The 17898-nt window shown below is 73.6% G+C and carries 19 protein-coding genes; 11 read left to right on the forward strand and 8 right to left on the reverse strand.

Annotation, left to right across the window (positions count from 1 at the left end):
• Positions 1 to 109 precede the first annotated feature (109 nt).
• Positions 110 to 976 (reverse strand): tetratricopeptide repeat protein, encoded by an 867-nt coding sequence (locus ACIBIW_RS13470; protein WP_399335351.1) that lies wholly within the window; start codon positions 974 to 976, stop codon positions 110 to 112.
• A 380-nt stretch (positions 977 to 1356) separates the two neighbouring features.
• Between ACIBIW_RS13470 and ACIBIW_RS13475 the strand changes: the two genes are divergently transcribed.
• Positions 1357 to 2226, forward strand: a complete 870-nt coding sequence (locus tag ACIBIW_RS13475; protein ID WP_399335353.1) for an IclR family transcriptional regulator — start codon at positions 1357 to 1359, stop codon at positions 2224 to 2226.
• A gap of 306 nt (positions 2227 to 2532) precedes the next feature.
• Here the strand turns inward: ACIBIW_RS13475 and ACIBIW_RS13480 are convergent, their stop codons facing one another.
• The gene (locus ACIBIW_RS13480; RefSeq protein ID WP_399335847.1) at positions 2533 to 3564 is read right to left on the reverse strand and encodes a GNAT family N-acetyltransferase; all 1032 of its coding nucleotides are present in this window, start codon (positions 3562 to 3564) and stop codon (positions 2533 to 2535) included.
• 140 nt (positions 3565 to 3704) lie between these two features.
• Here ACIBIW_RS13480 and fdxA point away from each other — a divergent pair, with 140 nt between their 5' ends.
• Both fdxA and dapC read left to right on the forward strand, forming a co-directional pair.
• Positions 3705 to 4025 carry a ferredoxin gene (gene fdxA, locus ACIBIW_RS13485; protein WP_399335355.1) on the forward strand — a complete coding sequence of 107 codons (321 nt, stop codon included), beginning with the start codon at positions 3705 to 3707 and terminating at the stop codon, positions 4023 to 4025.
• Positions 4026 to 4161: 136 nt separating this feature from the next.
• A complete protein-coding gene (dapC, locus tag ACIBIW_RS13490) occupies positions 4162 to 5256 on the forward strand; it encodes a succinyldiaminopimelate transaminase (protein ID WP_399335357.1) in 1095 nt (364 codons plus the stop codon).
• Positions 5257 to 5400: 144 nt separating this feature from the next.
• On the opposite strand, the gene ACIBIW_RS13495 is transcribed toward dapC, so the two are convergent.
• Both ACIBIW_RS13495 and ACIBIW_RS13500 read right to left on the reverse strand, forming a co-directional pair.
• On the reverse strand, positions 5401 to 5850 hold the full coding sequence (locus tag ACIBIW_RS13495) for an ATP-binding protein (protein ID WP_399335359.1): 450 nt from the start codon (positions 5848 to 5850) through the stop codon (positions 5401 to 5403).
• Between the two features lie 521 nt (positions 5851 to 6371).
• Positions 6372 to 7388: a heavy metal transporter gene (locus tag ACIBIW_RS13500; RefSeq protein WP_399335360.1), complete on the reverse strand. Its 1017-nt coding sequence runs from the start codon at positions 7386 to 7388 to the stop codon at positions 6372 to 6374.
• Positions 7389 to 7488: 100 nt separating this feature from the next.
• On the opposite strand from ACIBIW_RS13500, the gene dapE reads away from it, so the two are divergent.
• Complete coding sequence (gene dapE, locus ACIBIW_RS13505; RefSeq protein WP_399335362.1) at positions 7489 to 8580, forward strand: succinyl-diaminopimelate desuccinylase; 1092 nt, start codon at positions 7489 to 7491, stop codon at positions 8578 to 8580.
• Positions 8581 to 8746: 166 nt separating this feature from the next.
• Positions 8747 to 9499, forward strand: a complete 753-nt coding sequence (locus tag ACIBIW_RS13510) for a TIGR00730 family Rossman fold protein (protein WP_399335364.1) — start codon at positions 8747 to 8749, stop codon at positions 9497 to 9499.
• A gap of 77 nt (positions 9500 to 9576) precedes the next feature.
• On the opposite strand, the gene ACIBIW_RS13515 is transcribed toward ACIBIW_RS13510, so the two are convergent.
• Positions 9577 to 10773: an FAD-dependent monooxygenase gene (locus tag ACIBIW_RS13515; RefSeq protein WP_399335366.1), complete on the reverse strand. Its 1197-nt coding sequence runs from the start codon at positions 10771 to 10773 to the stop codon at positions 9577 to 9579.
• A 129-nt stretch (positions 10774 to 10902) separates the two neighbouring features.
• Between ACIBIW_RS13515 and ACIBIW_RS13520 the strand changes: the two genes are divergently transcribed.
• A complete protein-coding gene (locus ACIBIW_RS13520; RefSeq protein WP_399335368.1) occupies positions 10903 to 11478 on the forward strand; it encodes a MarR family winged helix-turn-helix transcriptional regulator in 576 nt (191 codons plus the stop codon).
• A gap of 79 nt (positions 11479 to 11557) precedes the next feature.
• Here ACIBIW_RS13520 and folP read toward each other — a convergent pair whose 3' ends face one another.
• The gene (folP, locus tag ACIBIW_RS13525; RefSeq protein ID WP_399335370.1) at positions 11558 to 12418 is read right to left on the reverse strand and encodes a dihydropteroate synthase; all 861 of its coding nucleotides are present in this window, start codon (positions 12416 to 12418) and stop codon (positions 11558 to 11560) included.
• Positions 12419 to 12599: 181 nt separating this feature from the next.
• On the opposite strand from folP, the gene ACIBIW_RS13530 reads away from it, so the two are divergent.
• Both ACIBIW_RS13530 and ACIBIW_RS13535 read left to right on the forward strand, forming a co-directional pair.
• Positions 12600 to 12956, forward strand: a complete 357-nt coding sequence (locus ACIBIW_RS13530) for a DivIVA domain-containing protein (RefSeq protein ID WP_399335372.1) — start codon at positions 12600 to 12602, stop codon at positions 12954 to 12956.
• Complete coding sequence (locus ACIBIW_RS13535) at positions 12953 to 13531, forward strand: DNA-3-methyladenine glycosylase I (protein WP_399335374.1); 579 nt, start codon at positions 12953 to 12955, stop codon at positions 13529 to 13531. The genes ACIBIW_RS13530 and ACIBIW_RS13535 overlap by 4 nt, the downstream gene beginning before the upstream one ends.
• Positions 13532 to 13610: 79 nt before the next feature.
• On the opposite strand, the gene ACIBIW_RS13540 is transcribed toward ACIBIW_RS13535, so the two are convergent.
• A complete protein-coding gene (locus ACIBIW_RS13540) occupies positions 13611 to 14414 on the reverse strand; it encodes an enoyl-CoA hydratase/isomerase family protein (RefSeq protein WP_399335376.1) in 804 nt (267 codons plus the stop codon).
• 336 nt (positions 14415 to 14750) lie between these two features.
• Here ACIBIW_RS13540 and ACIBIW_RS13545 point away from each other — a divergent pair, with 336 nt between their 5' ends.
• Positions 14751 to 14918: a DUF3117 domain-containing protein gene (locus ACIBIW_RS13545; protein ID WP_003966491.1), complete on the forward strand. Its 168-nt coding sequence runs from the start codon at positions 14751 to 14753 to the stop codon at positions 14916 to 14918.
• A gap of 272 nt (positions 14919 to 15190) precedes the next feature.
• Here the strand turns inward: ACIBIW_RS13545 and ACIBIW_RS13550 are convergent, their stop codons facing one another.
• A complete protein-coding gene (locus ACIBIW_RS13550; protein ID WP_399335849.1) occupies positions 15191 to 15823 on the reverse strand; it encodes an O-methyltransferase in 633 nt (210 codons plus the stop codon).
• A gap of 395 nt (positions 15824 to 16218) precedes the next feature.
• On the opposite strand from ACIBIW_RS13550, the gene sigE reads away from it, so the two are divergent.
• Together sigE and ACIBIW_RS13560 are read left to right on the forward strand one after the other, a co-directional pair.
• Entirely contained in the window at positions 16219 to 16914 is a 696-nt protein-coding gene (gene sigE, locus ACIBIW_RS13555) for an RNA polymerase sigma factor SigE (protein ID WP_399335378.1), read from the forward strand.
• Positions 16911 to 17771 (forward strand): anti-sigma factor family protein, encoded by an 861-nt coding sequence (locus tag ACIBIW_RS13560; protein WP_399335380.1) that lies wholly within the window; start codon positions 16911 to 16913, stop codon positions 17769 to 17771. Before sigE ends, ACIBIW_RS13560 begins: the two co-directional genes overlap by 4 nt.
• Positions 17772 to 17898 lie beyond the last annotated feature (127 nt).

Here is a 17898-nt window from a genome sequence, read left to right on the forward strand (position 1 = left end):
CGGGGCGGGCGCGGGCGGCCCGGGACCCGGTCCGGGGGCGAGCCGGTACGGGCCCGCGTGGTGACCGGTGTGGTGCGGACCGGTGCGGTGTGGTGCGGTGCGCCGCGGGTCAGTTGAGCATCGCCCGTGCCTCCCGCGCCTTCGCCCGTACCCGCTCGGCGCCCGCCTCGTCGACGACCTCGACCAGTTCGGCGTACGCGTCGAGTTCCGCGGCGCCGGTCAGGAACTCGCCGCGCCCGATGAGGACTTCGCCGCGCTCCTGGCGCAGGGCCGCCGGGTGCGAGGGCAGCAGCAGCGAAAGCTCCACCGCCCACAGCGCCACCGCGGAGTGCTCGGGCCGCGCCCCCGCCCAGGCGCGGATGTTGTTCAGCACGCGCAGCACCACGTCGAGCGGCCCCGCGGGCTCGAACGCCGTGGCGTCGAGCGGGATCTCGGCCCCGGTGGACTCGGCGACAAGCCGCCGCGCGCCGTCCCTGTCGACGATCCCGCCGCCCTCGAAGGGGTCCGCGAACACCCCCTCGCCCGGCTCCCCGAAGCCGACGAGGAACCGCCCCGGCAGCGCCACCCCGAACACCGGCGCCCCGGCGCGCCGCGCGACCTCCTCCCAGACCACCGACAGCAGGATCGGCAGCCCCCGGCGGCCGGTGAGCACCCGGTGCAGCAGCGAGGACGCCACCGAGCGGTAGTCGGCGGGGGTGCCGTGGAACCCGTAGCGCCCGCCCAGCAGGGTGCCGACCGCGCGCGCCCACGCCTCGGGCCCGCCCGGCCGGTAGGGCACCTCGCCGGCGAGCCGGTCGAGTTCGATCTGGGCCGCGTCGATGCCCTCGGCGGTGAGCGACGCGTCGGCCACGGCGCCGAGCAGCAGGCAGAGCCGGGAGAGGTCGGGGCGCTCCGAGCGGGCCTCGGCGGCGAACTGCCGCCGCCACTCGGCGTCCTGCTCGGGCCCTGCCGGGCGCGGCGGCTCGGGGGATGACATGGGCGGTGCCTTCCGGGCGGTGACGGGTGAACGCCCAGGGTATGCCCTGGTCGGAGGCGGGCACGCGGACGGCGGGGCGGGTCGTCGACGCCGACGAGGCACCGGCCGGGGCTGGGGCAACCCGCTTCGTACCGGGGGCGCTTGGGTCGTATGGGAGGTGCCGAGGCGCATGCGGAACGGCGGCCCGCCGGATGGTCCCGGGAAGTCGCCCCGGCCGAGTCCCGGCCGAGCCCCGGCCGAAAGGAAGTCGGCCGGAAGTCGCTCATCGTGCGCTAGGGTGAGATCGTTCCGCGTAGCGGACCGATGCTCTGCCTTGTGGAACATTTGTGACCGTACTCGGGCCTCTGAAGGAGCGTCAACGGATGCGAGGGGGAGTGCTCATGGGCGGGAACGGGCCTGCGGACGCGGAGAGGGACGCCGAGAAGGGCGCCGACAAGGACGGCGAGCAGGGCGCCGACGGGGGCGCCGGTAAGCCGGCCCGGCGCGGCGGCCGTTCGTCCGCGGCGGGCAACGCGGCGGCCAAGGCGGTCACCATCCTCGAGGCCGCCGTGACGGGCCCGGGACCGCGCCGCCTCGCGGACATCGCCACGGACACCGCGATCCCCAAGGCGAGCGTCCATCGCATCCTCGGCACCCTCGTCGAGCTGGGGTTCGTCCTCGACGGCGGCTCCGGCACCTACCGTCCTGGACCCCGCGCCCTGGCCCTCGCCGCCGCCACCCAGGCGTCCATCGCGCAGGCCGGGGTCGGCGACCTCATCGAGCGGCTCTCGGCCAAGGTCGGCCACACCGTCCACATGGCGCTGCGCAGCGGCGACCACGCGGTCTACTCCCACAAGGTGGCCGGGGACCAGCCCTACCAGATGGCGTCGCGCATCGGCATGGGCATCCCGCTGCACTGCACCGGCATCGGCAAGTGCGTCCTCGCGCATCTGCCGCGTACGGAGGTGGACGAGATCGTGGCCCGCGTCGGCCTGCCCGCCCGCACCGCCTCCACCCTCACGGAGCCGGCCCGGCTGCACGAGGAGCTTGCCGCGGTCAGGGAGCGCGGCTTCGCCATCGACAACGAGGAGAACGAGCAGACCATCCGCTGTATCGCGGCCCCGGTCCTCGACCACACCGGCGCCCCCGTCGGCGGCGTCAGCATCTCGACCCTCACCCTGCTGGTCCCCACCGAGACCCTGCTCTCCTTCGCCCCCGCCCTGACGGCGACGGCGGGGACGGTGAGCCTGGCACTGTCATCCGGCCGCTGAGCGGTGCGTGCGGCGGCTCGGCCGGTTCCCTTGCGCGCGCGGCTCGGTAGAGAGCGCAGCGGCCGGGTGGGCGCGGCGGGTTGACTCCCGTAACGCCCGGGACTCCCGGTTCCGCACACGGCGGCGGGGAAGGGCGGCACCGCGACCAGGACCGGGACCGAATAAGGCAGGCGTAACACCCGTAACACCCGTAACTCCCGTACCCCTATGGCACCCGAGCCACCCGCCATGGCGCGCACGGGGCGGCGAAGCCGCATGCGCCTCACCCGCCGCGCGCCCCTCGGCCCCCGCCGCCGGAACGCCCCCTCAGACGCCCCCCGGCCGGTAGTGGTGGTACTCGTGGTGGCGGGTGAAGCCGAGCCGTTCGTAGAGGGCGCGTGCCCCCGTGTTCTCCTCCTCGACCTGGAGCCACGCCGCCGACGCGCCCTCCTCAAGGGCCCGCCGCGCGAGCGCCCCCATCACCGCGGACGCCAGCCCCTGCCTCCGCCGCTCCGGCGCCACCTCCACCGCCATGAAACCGGCCCACCGCCCGTCCACCACGCACCGCCCGATGGCCGCGGGCACCGCGTCCCCCGTCGCTTCATCAAGGTCACCGGGAACCGTGGCGAACCACACCGAGGGCCCCGCCTCCAACACCCGCCGCACCTCGGGCCGCGGCTCCCGGAACCTCTCGTACCGCCGCAGCCACCCCGCCCCCGCCTCGTCCAGCGACCGCGAGAGCCGCACTGCCCCGGCCGCCGCGCCCCCGGCGTCGCCGAGCGGCCCCAGCGCCCCGGTCCAGAGCCCGGCCGTCACCTCACGGCGCCACCCGCGCTGTTCCAGCGCCGCCGACAACTCCTCCTGGGTGCCCTTCCCACCGGTCGCCACCTGCGCATACGGCGTGAGCCCGCGCGCCCCGTACCACTCGCGCACCGCCGACAACGCCCCGTCGAGCGGCATCCCGGGGTCCCCGGCCGGAAGCACCGAGTTCGCCCGCCGGGTGAAACCGCCCGCCGCCCGCAGCAGCCACTCGCCGAGCGGCTCGCTCTCCACCGGCTGCCAGGCCCGCGCCGCCACCTCCGCCAGCTCCCGGTACGAGGCCGCGGGCCCCCGGCGCCGCGCCGGTGCGGGCGGCACCACCTTGCCCGCCACCAGCGTGGCCTCGCAGATCCGTACACTCTCGCCGGTACGCCGCGTGATGAGCAGGTGACCGTCGTCCCATGATGTGAGAACACCTACCGTGTCCGTGAACCGCCCCGAGCCCTCGGGCCCGTCGTTGAGACGGCGCACCGAAACGCGTTTCCCCACGTCAGCGGGGGTAATGCGGATTTCGAGTCGGCCCTGGGCCAGGAATTCCACCACTCTGCCCACCCCTCGTGTTCGGATCAGGTCCCGGAACGGAGATACTAGAGCGGGCATCGACGACGCCGCGCTCCCCGCGCGCCAGGCTGCGGGGCCCGAGGAAGCCCCCCAGCGCCCTATCGAGGAGGAACGACAGCGTGACCTACGTCATCGCGCAGCCTTGTGTCGACTTGAAGGACAAGGCGTGCATCGAGGAGTGCCCGGTCGACTGCATCTACGAGGGCCAGCGCTCCCTCTACATCCACCCGGATGAGTGCGTCGACTGTGGCGCCTGCGAACCGGTCTGCCCGGTCGAGGCGATCTTCTACGAGGACGACACCCCGGAGGAGTGGAAGGACTACTACAAGGCGAACGTCGAGTTCTTCGACGAACTCGGCTCGCCCGGCGGTGCCAGCAAGCTCGGGCTGATCGAGCGCGACCACCCCTTCGTCGCCGCCCTGCCGCCGCAGGAGCACTGACCGGGGCCACCCGCAGCAGCGCCGCCTCGGTCCGCACGGCACCCCGCCGTGCGGACCGAGGCGTTTGCCGTTTGCGCGGGCGCCCGCCCCGCCCCCCGCTCCACCGCTCGTCCACGCACAAGAAAGAGTGAGTGCCGTGCCCCCCGTTTCCGCCCTGCTTCCCGACTTCCCCTGGGACCATCTGACGCCGTACTGGGAGCGGGCCCAGGCGCATCCGGACGGTGGCGTCGACCTCACCGTCGGCACCCCCGTCGACCCGGTGCCAGAACTCGTCCAGAAGGCGCTGACCGCCGCCGCCGACTCGCCCGGCTACCCCACCGTGTGGGGCACCCCGGCGCTCCGTGACGCCCTCACCTCCTGGAGCGAGCGGCGGCTCGGCGCCACCGGGCTCACCCACCGCAACGTCCTGCCCGTGCTCGGCTCCAAGGAACTGGTGGCCTGGCTGCCGACCCAGCTCGGCCTCGGCCCGGGCGACCGGGTCGCCTTCCCCGCCCTCGCCTACCCGACGTACGAGATCGGCGCCCGCCTCGCGCGCGCGGAGCCGGTGCCGTACGACGATCCGACCACGCTCGACCCGGCGGGCCTGAAGCTGCTCTGGCTGAACTCCCCTTCCAACCCGACGGGCCAGGTGATCCCCAAGGACGAGCTGGTCCGGATCGTGGCCTGGGCCCGCGAGCACGGCGTGCTCGTCTTCAGCGACGAGTGCTACCTGGAACTCGGCTGGGACACCGAGCCCGTGTCGGTCCTCGACCCCGAGGTCCGCGGCGGCTCGTACGAGGGCCTGGTCGCCGTCCACTCCCTGTCCAAGCGCTCCAACCTGGCGGGCTACCGCTTCGCGTTCCTCGTCGGCGACGAGACCGTGCTCCAGGAACTCCTCCAGGTCCGCAAGCACGGCGGGATGATGACGCCCTCGCCCGCGCAGGCCGCCGCCATCGCGGCGCTCGGCGACGACACCCACGTCCACGCGCAGCGCGAGCGCTACGCGGCGCGGCGCACGCTGCTGCGCGGCGCGCTGGAGCAGCACGGGTTCCGTATCGAGCACAGCGAGGCCGGGCTCTACCTGTGGGCGACCCGCGGCGAGAACTGCTGGGACACCGTCTCCCACCTCGCCGACCTCGGCGTCCTCGCCACCCCGGGCGACTTCTACGGCCCGCGCGGGGAGCGGTACATCCGTGTCTCCCTGACCGTCAGCGATGAGGGCGTCGCCAAGGCCGCCGCCCGGCTCTCCTGAGCCGCCCCCGCACGGCGGGGCCGGGGCGGGAACGTCGAAAGGGGCCGGGAAGCGAATGCTTCCCGGCCCCTTTCTGGGGGAGGGGGATGGCGGTACAGGCCGGGAGGCCCCGAGGGGCGGGCTCCCGGAAGTCCGCGCGCGGTCTCAGCCGCCGAGCGGCAGGCTCCCCGCGACCGGCGCCGCCTTGCCGACGACAGGCGCGACCTGCCCGACGACCTCTTCGGTCGGCACGTGCGAGCCGGTCGCCGAGTCCGCCGCGCTGCCGACGGTCTTGCCCGCCGCCTTGGAGACGTCGCCCGCGGCCTGCTGCGCCACCGGGGTCGCGGTCTTCACACCGTTGCCGAGCGTGTGGCCCGCGGCCGGGACCGCCTTGTCCACGGTCTCGCTGCTCTTGGCGCCCGTGGCGCCCGCGAGACCGGCGGCCGTGTGGTCCACGGTGCCGGTGACAGACGCCGTGTCGAGGGTGCTGAGACCGGCCAGGTCCTGCGTGGCGGGCGCGGCGCTCGCGGTGCCCGCGGCGCCGGCCACGGGCGCCGCGACCGCCGCGGCGAGCAGCGCGGCACGGGCGATCCGGCGGGGCGAGGGGAAGTACATGGTGCTCCTTCGAGGCGGAACTCGTCTGACGGTGCGTCCGGCCGGGATCGGCGCTCGGACGCACTGACTACCGCTCGAAGACCGGGAAGGTTGCGGTGCCGTTCCGCAAAGAGTTCGCAATGCATCGCATTATCTGCTGCGGATAAAAGCGGTCAAACGCCGCCGCGCCCGCGTGTTTGCAGAATGCTTACGCCTCGCTGTTCCCAAGGGCAGCGGACCCACCCCCCGGCACGGCCCGCATCCCCCGGACGGCCCCACCCCGAACCCCCACCCTTCCTTCCCCCGAGGGAAGGCGCGAACGCACTTGCGGTCAAGGGACGGTGACCGTCATGGGGCCGATTGTCGGAGTCGACGGCGCGGCGGGCCTCGGCGGGGGCGGTAGCCGCGGGGTTGTGCGGGTTCCGGAGGGGCGCGCGCCGGTCACGGGCTCACGGTTCACACCGGTCGCAGGGTGGTGCCGGTCACGGGGGCGCCGGTCACAAGGCCGCGCAAGCGGCGGGAGTTGCGAGTCGCGGACCCGCTCACGGAGCGGTGGCGATGCGGACCTGGCCGTAGGAGTCGGCGGTGCCGCCCCCGGCGGACTTGCCGGGGCCCGAGGCGCCCTGCCCGGTGTCGCGCGGTGCCGGGACCCGGGGCCAGGCGACGTCCGTGGTGTCCTGGCCCGCGCTCCAGCGCCGCCCCGCGTAGTCGACCCGCCGGATGCCCAGCGCCGACGAGTTCGCCACCGCCCAGTGCGCAAGCTCCCAACCCCGGCGCTGCTCCTGCCCGTTCCCCGGCGCCACCGGAACCGTCACCGTGCCGGGCACGGGCGTCGCGGAGGGCGTCTTCGAGGGCGCGGGGTGCCCGGCGGCCCCGGCCGCGCCGCCCGCGGGGGAGGCGTCCGCCACCGGCGCAAGCACCGCGCTGCCGAAGTCGCGGACCAACGCCCTGCGCACCTTCGCCGGATCGCCCGGCGTGCCGTCGTAGTCGCCCCGGCAGCTCAGGGTCCCGGGGGCCTGCCCGGTGAACGCCGCCGCCAGCAGCCTCGCGTCCGGCTCGTGCTTCGCGTACGCGTCGGGGAACCCGCTGCGCTGCACCCGCTGCGCCGCCTCCGTCAACGGCAGCGCCGTGTACTGCGGCACCTTGGCGAGATGCGCGTAGAACTGCCCCGCCGCGTACGCCGGGTCCATGATCTGTGCCTTGGTGCCCCAGCCCTGCGAGGGCCGCTGCTGGAACAGTCCGAGCGAGTCACGGTCGCCGTGCGGCAGATTGCGCAGCCCCGACTCCTGGAGCGCCGTCGCCAGCGCGATCGTCACCGCCCGGCCCGGCATACCGCGCGACGTTCCCACGGCCGAGATCGTCGCCGCGTTGACGGCCTGCTCCGCGGTGAGCTGGTACGAGGGCCCGCGGTCCCCGCCCGACACCACCTGGCAGCGTGCCTGGGCCCGGCGCCCCGAGGTGTACTGCGCCACCAGATATCCGGCCAGCGCGATCAGCACGACAAAGGCGGCCCCGGCCCGAAGCAGCCGACCGGCTCGGAAGAAGGAACTCTCTGGCACCCGAACACGGTACTAGCCCCACGGCCACGCTCTTTCCGCTTTTCGCGGCGCCCCGCACCGCCCGCCGCGCCCGCACACCCGGCGCCGCTATCGTCGGCCCATGGACCGCACCCCTCCCGACACTCCTCTCGACCTCTTCGCGGACGCCGCCGCGCTGACCGCCCAACTCGTCGACACTGCCTCCCCGAGCGGCGAGGAGAAGCCCCTCGCCGACGCGATCGAGACGGCCCTGCGCGCCCTGCCGCACCTCACCGTCGACCGGTACGGCAACAACATCGTCGCCCGTACCGCACTCGGCAGGCCGGAGCGCGTCATCCTCGCCGGGCATATCGACACCGTGCCCATCGCCGACAACGTGCCCTCCCGCCTCGACGCCGACGGGGTGCTGTGGGGCTGCGGGACCTGTGACATGAAGTCAGGCGTCGCCGTCCAACTGCGGATCGCCGCCATTGTCACCGAGCCACTGCGCGACCTCACCTTCGTCTTCTACGACAACGAGGAGGTCGCCGCCCACCTCAACGGCCTCGGCCGCCTCGCCGAGGCCCACCCCGACTGGCTCGCGGGCGACTTCGCCGTCCTCCTCGAACCCTCCGACGGCCAGGTCGAGGGCGGCTGCCAGGGCACCCTGCGGGTGCTGCTGCGCACCCGCGGCGAGCGCGCCCACTCCGCCCGGAGCTGGATGGGCGCCAACGCCATCCACGCCGCCGCCCCCCTCCTCGACCGGCTGGCCGCCTACGAGCCCCGGCGCCCCGTCGTCGACGGCCTGGAGTACCGCGAGGGCCTGAACGCGGTCCGTATCGAGGCCGGCGTCGCCGGGAACGTCATCCCCGACGTCTGCACCGTCACCGTCAACTACCGCTACGCCCCCGACCGCAGCGGCGACGAGGCACTGGCCCATGTCCGTGAGGTCTTCGCGGACTGCCCCGTCGAGGAGTTCACCGTCGACGACCACAGCGGTGCCGCCCGCCCCGGGCTGTCCCACCCCGCGGCCGCCGCCTTCGTCGCCGCCGTCGGCGGCACCCCCCAGCCCAAGTACGGCTGGACCGACGTCTCCCGCTTCAGCTCCCTCGGCGTCCCGGCGGTGAACTACGGCCCCGGCAATCCGCACCTCGCCCACAAGCGGGACGAGCATGTGGACACCGCCAAGATCCTCGCCACCGAGGAGCGTCTGCGCGCCTGGCTCACCTCCTGAGGCGTGACCCGGCAACCATGGATTGACCCCACGTTATCCACGGGTCCCCCGCAAGTATTCGGCGCCGATCTACGCTGGACGCCGGACAAGCACGGACGACGCGGGGCCCGGGCGGCGTGCCCACAGGGGGCCGCGCGCCCAGGGGGCCCGGCGAAAGGAGCGATGCATGAGCAATCCCGAAGGCGGCAGGGGGGCCAGGGCCGAACAGCGGCTCGGGCCTGTGCTGCGGCGGCGCGGCCAGATCAAGCCGGGCACCACCGATCAGCGGCTGCTCGACTCGGACGGCCCCTCGGAGTGGGTGCACACCGACCCCTGGCGGGTGCTGCGCATCCAGTCCGAGTTCATCGAGGGCTTCGGCACCCTCGCCGAGCTGCCCGCCGCGATCAGCGTCTTCGGCTCGGCCCGCACCCCGCCCGACTCCCCGGAGTACGAGGCGGGCGTCAGGCTCGGCCACGCCCTGGTGGACGCGGGCTTCGCCGTGATCACCGGCGGTGGCCCCGGCGCCATGGAAGCGGCCAACAAGGGCGCCTCCGAGGCGGGCGGCACCTCCGTCGGCCTCGGCATCGAGCTGCCCTTCGAGCAGGGCCTCAACGCCTATGTCGACATCGGGCTGAACTTCCGCTACTTCTTCGTCCGCAAGATGATGTTCGTCAAGTACGCGCAGGGCTTCGTGGTCCTCCCCGGCGGCCTCGGCACCCTGGACGAACTCTTCGAGGCACTGACCCTGGTCCAGACGGAGAAGGTCACCCGCTTCCCCATCGTCCTCTTCGGCACCGAGTACTGGGGAGGTCTGGTGTCCTGGCTGCGGAACACCCTGGTCGCCCAGGGCAAGGCGGCCGAGAAGGACCTGCTGCTCTTCCATCTGACGGACGATGTGGACGAGGCGGTGCGCCTGGTGACCAAGGAGACGGGGCTCTAGACCCGGGCCCGTCGGGCCGCGCGGGCACTGCGGGCGCCGAGGGCGGTGCCCGCTCTCCTGGGGGCGGGGCGGCGCGCTCACTCCGCCCGCCCGTAGTCGGGCAGCGTCAGCGCGATGCTCGCCTCGTGGTTCTCGGTCGACTTGAGGGTGCTGGGGTCGCGCAGGGCCGCGTTGCGCGCGTCGAGTTCCTCCTGGGTGGCGGGGGCCAGATGGGTGCCGCCATGGCCGGCCAGGGCCTGGTTCCGCTCCGCGAAGCCGCGCGCCTTCCGTTCGTACGCGGCGAAAGCCTGGTCGTGGTCCGGGTGCCGGGCCAGCTCTCCGGCCAGGATGTAGGAGCCGACGAGGGCGACGCTCGAACCCTGGCCCGAGAGGAACGACGTGGCGTGCGCCGCGTCCCCCGCCAGCGCCACCCGGCCGCGGGACCAGGCGGGCATGTGGATCTGGCTGATGACGTCGAAGAACAGGTCGGGCGCCTCCCACATCGCCTTCACCAGCCGCGGCACATGCCAGCTCTGCTCGGGGAACGTGGCCGCGACCAGCTCGCGCTGCGCCCCGGGGTCCCGGAAGGCGTGGTACGGCGGCACCTCCTGGCGGAAGTTCAGAAAGCCGTACACCCGGTCGCCCGGCTCCTGGGCGTAGAGGACGGCCGCACGGCCGGGCGCGCTCCAGACGACCCCTTCGTGGGAGAGGCCCAGGTCGTTCGGCAGGCTGAAGCCCGCGAAGGCGCCGCCCAGATAGTGGTGGAACCGCTCCTCGGGTCCGAAGACGAGGCCGCGGGTGCGGGAGTGCAGTCCGTCCGCGCCGACGACCAGGTCGAAGGTGCGGCGCAGGCCGCTCTCGAAGACCACGTCGACCCGGTCGCCGCGGTCGTCCAGGGTGGCGATGGAGTCGTCGAAGATGAACTCGACCCGCTCGCCCACCAGGGAGTAGAGGGCGTCGGCCAGGTCGCCCCGGCGCACTTCGAGGTCGAAGCCCTCCACGCCGCCGGTGAGGGTCTCGGGGCGCATGGTGCTGATCGGATCGCCCTCGATGTCCACGAAGCTGATCGCACGGGTGTCGACGTGCGCCTCGCGCAGCCGGGGGAGCAGGCCCATGCGGTCGACGACCTCGCGGGCCGTGCCGCGGATGTCGATGGGATAGCCGCCGCCCCGGATCGCGGAGGCCCGCTCGACCACGGTGACCTCGAAGCCGTACCGGTCGAGCCAGTAGGCCAGGGACGGGCCTGCGATGCTGGCGCCCGAGATGAGGACCGTACGGTTTCCTGAGCTGTTCATGGGGCTTCCTTCCTTCAGCAGAAGATGCGTACCTTAGGTATCTTCATGGAGGGTGCAATGAGTCCCTCGGCGTGGCCACGGCTCGACTATACAGTTACCTACCTTAGGTATGCAAGTGGGGGAGTGCGGATGGACGACGAAGCGGCGGCGGGGCAGGGTGCGGCCCGGCCCACGGCGGGGGAGCTGGCGGTCCTGCGGCGGCTGATGCAGGTGAGCAACGCGATCTCCCGGGGCCGCCTCAGCGACCGCGCCGTCGAGGCGACCGGCCTCGTCCTCGACCGCCCGGCGGTGAACGTCCTGATGACCCTGCACCTCGCGCAGGGCGCGATGCGCGTCGGGGACATCGCCGAGCGGATGCAGGTCGTCGGCCCCCATGTCACCCGGCAGGTCCAGGGACTGGAGCGGCGCGGCCTCGTGCGTCGCGTCGCCGACCCCCACGACCGGCGCGCCAGCCTCATCGAGCCGACCGCCGAGGGCGCCGACGCGGCGGACCGCTACGCCACGTCCATGATCGGCTGGTTCACGGACGCCGTGGCGGACTGGCCGGACGGGGAGCGCGAAGAACTCGGCCGCCTGCTGGGCAAGCTGGCAGACGACGTCACCACTCGCCTCGCCGGCCTCCAGGACACCCCGCCCGCTCCGGCCAGGAGGGACCCGTCGGCCTTCCGCATGGAGGAAAAGGGCGAGGGGGAGGAAAGGGGATAGGGGAGAGAAGGGGGAGAGGTGGGGAGAGGTGGGGAGAGCCCGGGGTGAGCGAGGAGAAGGGGGCGCGGGCGTGACCTGGCTAGGCGAGGCCGCGTCGGGCCACCGCCGGGGCCCTGCGGCCCGCGATGGAGGCCACCATCTCCAGCACCTGCCGGGTCTCGGCGACCTCGTGCACCCGGTACATCTGCGCCCCGAGCCACGCCGAGACCGCGGTCGTCGCCAACGTGCCGACCAGGCGTTCCTTCACAGGGCGGTCAAGGGTCTCGCCCACGAAGTCCTTGTTCGACAGCGACACCAGCACCGGCCACCCCGTCTCGACCATCTCGCCGAGCCGCCGCGTCGCCTCAAGGCTGTGCCGGGTGTTCTTGCCGAAGTCGTGCCCCGGGTCGATCAGCACGGACTCCCGCGGCACCCCGAGCGCCACCGCCCGTTCGGCCAGGCCGAGTGTCACCCGCAGGATGTCCGCCATCACGTCGTCGTAGGCGATCCGGTGCGGCCTGGTGCGCGGGGCGACCCCGCCCGCGTGGGTGCAGACCAGCCCGACGCGGTGGCGCGCCGCGACCTCCGCGAGCCTCGGGTCGACCCCGCCCCACGCGTCGTTCAGCAGGTCGGCGCCGGCCGCGCACGCCGCCTCGCCGACCTCGTGCCGCCAGGTGTCCACGCTGATCACCACGTCGGGGAAGCGCCGCCGCACCTCGGCGACGAAGCCCGCCGTGCGGCGCACCTCCTCCTCGGCCGTCACCTCGTCGCCCGGGCCCGCCTTCACCCCGCCGATGTCGATGACCTCGGCCCCTTCCGCCACCGCGCGCTCCACCCGGTCGAGCGCGGGCGCGTCACGGAACGTGGCGCCGCGGTCGTAGAAGGAGTCCGGGGTCCTGTTGACGATGGCCATGATCACCGGCTCCCCGGCCTCGAACTCACGCCGTCCAAGACGCAGCATCCGCCCGCCCTCCTCACCGACCGGCACCGGGTTGCGGCGTGCCCGTCCTCGCTGTCCAACCGCCTGAGACCCTAACTGTCAGTGCGGCATGGCACGATCGGAGCCTGACGTTGCCGCCGGTCGTGTGCCCGGCGGCGGGGTCGGCATCGTTCTCGGCAACCGAGCCTGGGGGCCCGTACACATGGTGTTGTTCTTGTTCCTGGTCGTCGCCCTCGTGGTGGTCGTGGGCGCGGTCACGCTCGCCGCCGTCGGCGGGGGTGACACCGCGGCCCTGCCCGACGCCGCGCCCGAGCGGCTCGTCGACCCGCTGCCGCAGGACCGCCCGGTGGTCAGCGCGGATGTGGAGACGGTGCGCTTCCCCCTCGCGGTGCGCGGCTACCGCATGGCCGACGTGGACGACGCGCTCGGTAGGCTCAGTGCGGAGCTGGCCGAGCGTGACGCGCGTATCGCCGATCTGGAGTCCGCGCTTGCGGGCGCCCGCGCCATGGCCCCACCGCCCGGCCAGGGCTCTGGTTTCGCCCCCGGGGACCCCCGATGAGCGGCGTCGTGGCAGGCCCCGACGGCGCCCTGCGCTGCCCCTGGGCCCTGTCCACCGAGGACTACGTCGCGTACCACGACAAGGAGTGGGGCCGCCCGGTCCACGGTGACGACGCGCTCTACGAGCGGCTGAGCCTTGAGGCGTTCCAGTCCGGGCTCTCGTGGATCACGATCCTGCGCCGCCGCGAGGGCTTCCGCGCCGCGTTCGCCGGGTTCCGGGTCGCCGAGGTCGCCGCCTTCACCGAGGACGACGAGAAGCGCCTGCTCGCCGACGCCGGCATCATCCGCAACCGCGCCAAGATCGCCGCCACCGTGGCCAACGCGAAAGTGCTCGCCGACTGGCCACCGGGCGAGCTGGACACCCTGATCTGGTCCCACGCCCCCGACCCCGCCACCAGACCGGCCCCCAAGGAGCTGGGGGACGTACCGGCCGTCACCGACGAGTCGACCGCGCTGTCGAAGGCCCTGAAGAAGCGCGGCCTGCGCTTCGTCGGGCCCACGACGGCGTACGCGCTGATGCAGGCGTGCGGCCTGGTCGACGACCATCTCGCGGGCTGCGTGGCGCGGCGCTCGTGACGCCGGGCGGCCGGGGGAGCGGGCACGGGCGGCGCCCCGGCCCCCGGGCACCCGCGCGGTTCAGCGGTCCCGCGCGGGTTCAGCGGCCCTGGAAGCGCGGCCGGGTCTTCTCCGTGAACGCCCGCACCGCCGTCGCATGGTCCTCCGACGCGCCCGCCCTGGTCTGCAACTCCGCCTCCTTGGCCAGGGTCTCCTCAAGGGAGTGGTCGAGGGCGTACGCGAGCGACTCCTTCAGCGAGGCGTACGCGAGCGTCGGGCCCTCGGCCAGTTCCCGCGCCACCGACCTCGCGGTCTCCGCGAGCCGCGCCGCGGGCACCACCCGGTTCACCACGCCCATCGCCCGCGCCTCGTCCGCGGTGTGGGACCGGGGAAAGAGCAGCAGCTCGGCGGCCGTACCGGGGCCCACGAACCGCGGCAGCGTCCAGGAGAGACCGGAGTCGGCGCTGAGGCCCACCCCGGCGAACGCGGTGGTGAACGTCGCCGTGTCGGCCATCACCCGGTAGTCGCAGGCGAGCGCGAACCCCAGGCCCGCGCCCGCCGCCACGCCGTTGATTCCCGCCACCACCGGCTTCGGCATTTCGGCCAGAGCGCGAACAATGGGGTTGTAGTGCTCGCCGACCGTGCTCATCGCGTTACCGGATTCCGAGGCGCGCGCCTCGCTCAGCAATCCGATGTGCTCCTTGAGATCCTGTCCGACGCAGAATGCGCGGTCCCCGGCCGCCGTCAGCAGCACCGCCCGGATGGAGTTGTCGCCGGCCGCGTCGAGGACCGCGTCCCGCAGGGCGGACTTCGCCTCGTTGTTGACGGCGTTCATCGCCCCGGGCCGGTTCAGGGTGATGGTGGCGAGGCCGCCGTCCACCTCGTAGAGCACCGTGTCCGCCATGACGCATCCCCTCTCGTGACTGCACCGTGCGGCACAGCATGGCCCAGCGGGGCGCCGCCGCCGAGACCGCGAGGTGTGACCTGCGTCAAAGAATTTCCACGGGGGGTGACTGCCGAGAACGCAGCAGTATCGCAGCCACATCCCCGAATTGAGTGGTTTTGCGGAAGGGCGTTGCCCAAGCGATGCCGCCCGATGTTGGTCATCGGGTCCTGAGATGCGGGATAATGGCCAAGAAGCAATGTGTTCGATGCCGGTGACGCCTGCCCTGGATTGGGCTGCGCGCGCCCTCAAGGGGCCGTCGGCTGGAATGAGCTGGTTTCAGGAAGGGGAACGAGCATGGCGGCCATGAAGCCGCGGACGGGCGACGGCCCGCTCGAGGTGACCAAGGAGGGGCGGGGCATCGTCATGCGCGTTCCGCTCGAAGGCGGCGGTCGGCTTGTCGTCGAGCTGACCCCGGACGAGGCCGATGCCCTCGGCGATGCGCTCAAGAAGGTCGTCGGCTGATCGCGGCATCCGCCCGAACCAGCCTGCGGTGCCCCGGCCCTGACCGCCGGGGCACCGGCCTGTCAGGGGCCGCCCGCACCCGGCCCGACCGGCCGCCGCCGGGCTGGGCATGGACGGCGGACCGCCGTCCCCGTCCCCTGGGCGGGCCGCAGGCGCCCCAGCATTGCCCCTCCGCCCGCGCGGGATTGCACGGACGCACCCGGCCGCGGCGCACCGAACTCCCCCCGGGTGAGGCCGTCCGTACCCCGCGGGCCGTCTTTCAATACCGTCCGTCAGCGCTTGACCGCGCAGAGCAGCCCGTCGCCCACCGGCAGCAGCGTCGGCACCAGGTCGGGGCTCTCGCGCACCGTGCGCACCAGCTCACGCAGCCGCAGCACCTCGGCGGGCTGGGGGCCCGAGTCCACCGTGCGGCCCCCGGCGAAGACGCCCTCGAAGCAGACCAGGCCGCCGGGCCGCAGCAGGCGCAACGATTCAGCTAGACAGTCGAGACACTCCATCCGGTCCCCGTCGCAGAACACCAGGTCGTAACCGGAATCCGCGAGCCGGGGCAGCACATCCAGCGCCCGGCCCACGATGATACGGGCCCGGTTGGCGGCGAAACCCGCGATACGGAACGCCTGCCTGGCCAACTGCTGGCGCTCCGGCTCCGGGTCGACGGTCGTCAGCACCCCGTCGGGGCGCATTCCGCGCAGCAGGTGGATGCCGGAGACCCCGGTACCGGTGCCGATCTCGGCGACCGCCTTCGCCCCGGCCGTGGCGGCGAGCATCCGCAGCGCGGCGCCCGTGCCCGGCGACACCGAGCGCAGACCCGATTCCCGGGCCCGGTCCCTGGCCCAGCGCACCGCGTCCTCCTCGGCGACAAAGGCGTCGGCGAACGCCCAGCTCGTCAGCCGGTTGCCGCTAATGACCTTCTCCCGTCCCCGTAGGTGCCTGGCCGTGACTGTATCCGCCCGCGCCGGGAACCCGCGGGTCGGACCATGCGTTCAAGTAAATGTCGGGTGGGCGAGCGGTGAAGAGAATCGCGCCCCGGACCACGGGGTCCGCGCGCGGGGACCGCTCAAGGGGGCAGGGACGAGGACGGCGGATGGACGGACACACGAAGGGGCGCGGGGGAGCGCGAATGGACCGAGAGGATCGTCCGGACGGCGGGCGCCCTGCGACGCGCGGCCCCGGGCCCGCCCCAAATTCGAGTAAAAACGCTTATCCGGAGCTAACGGGCGAGGTGGCTATGGTAGGGGCTCCACTGGACACCACCAGAGCTGACAGGGGAGGTGCGGCCGAGCCCGAAGACCGGGGCGGAATGCTGAGGCGTCTGCTCAGACCGTCGGGTGAGCCGAAATCCGTGACCAACACCGCTGACTCCGCTGAGACCGCGACCTTTGCCGCCGATGCGGACTCGCAGTCGTGGACGCCTCCCACCTGGGAGGAGATCGTCGCCACGCACAGCGGCAGGGTCTACCGCCTCGCCTATCGCCTCACGGGCAACCAGCACGACGCGGAGGACCTCACCCAGGAGGTCTTCGTCCGTGTCTTCCGCTCGCTGTCCACCTACACCCCGGGCACCTTCGAGGGCTGGCTGCACCGGATCACCACGAACCTCTTCCTCGACATGGTCCGCCGCAAGCAGCGCATCCGCTTCGACGCCCTCGGTGAGGACGCGGCCGAGCGGCTGCCCAGCAGGGAGCCCTCGCCGCAGCAGGTCTTCCAGGACACCCACTTCGACGCCGACGTCCAGCAGGCGCTCGACACACTCGCGCCGGAGTTCCGCGCCGCCGTCGTGCTCTGCGACATCGAGGGCCTGTCGTACGAGGAGATCGCCGCCACCCTCGGAGTGAAGCTGGGCACGGTGCGCAGCCGTATCCACCGCGGCCGTTCCCAGCTCCGCAAGGCGCTCCAGCACCGCTCCCCCGAGGCGCGGGCGGAGCAGCGGCGCGGTGCGTCGTCCCCCGGCTTCCGGGCCGTGCCCGTGCTGGGGGGAGGGGGCGCGAGCGCGTGAGCGGATCACGACCGACCCCCGCGGAACAGCACTTGGGCGACCGGCTCGCCGCCCTCGTCGACGGGGAGCTGAGCCATGACGCCCGCGAGCGGGTCCTCGCCCATCTGGCGACCTGTGCCAGGTGCAAGGCGGAGGCGGACGCCCAGCGGCGGCTGAAGAGCGTGTTCGCGGAGGCGGCGCCGCCGCCCCCGACGGAGAGCTTCCTCGCCCGCCTCCAGGGCCTGGCCGCCTGCGGCGGTGACGACGACGAGCCGTTCGGCGGCGGCCACGGCTTCCGGGACTCCCCGTTCAGCCTCGCGCCCCGCCCCACCACCCCCGCGCTGCCCGGTGACGACGGCGGCTTCCGCATCCACGAGGTGGGCAGGGGCGAGAGCGACCGCTCCGCCTCGCGCGGGCGCAGGTTCGCCTTCGCCGCGGCCGGAGCGGTGTCCCTCGCGGCCATCGCGCTCGGCGGTGTCACCGCGGGCGCCCCGACCCTGGCGGGCGACTCGGGCGGTTCAGGGAGCAATGTGACGCCGGTGCGCGCCCCGGGCGCCACCGTCAGCACCGCCGCCGAGACGGGGCGGCGCCGCGGCGGAGCGCCCGTCACCAAGGGCCGCGGCGGCGGCCCCCTCGCCACCCCGCAGTCCCGGGTGGAGGCGTCGGCGCCGCTGGTGCCGGGGCCCGCCCCTTCGCAGCAGTTGAACGCGCTGACGGCCCCGGCCCCCGCCGACGCCGGGGCGCTCGACCCGCTGATATACGCCCTGCCCGCGGCGGTACGGCAACTCGCCTCGGGCCCCGCCGACGGAGCGGGAAGCGGCCGGGCAGGGAGCACGGCGGCGCCGAGCCCGAGCAGTTCGGCCCAGCCGATCCACTGACCTCGTCCCCCGGGGCCGTTCGCAAACCTGATTGAATCTCCTTGGCGGGCCATGGAGCCCGCCAAGGCGCGGGGCGCGGCACGGACGCTCGCATCGTGGTGATCACCGCGGACGAGGTGTGGGGAGA

Source organism: Streptomyces sp. NPDC050560 (genome assembly GCF_044457285.1).
GTDB lineage: Bacteria > Actinomycetota > Actinomycetes > Streptomycetales > Streptomycetaceae > Streptomyces.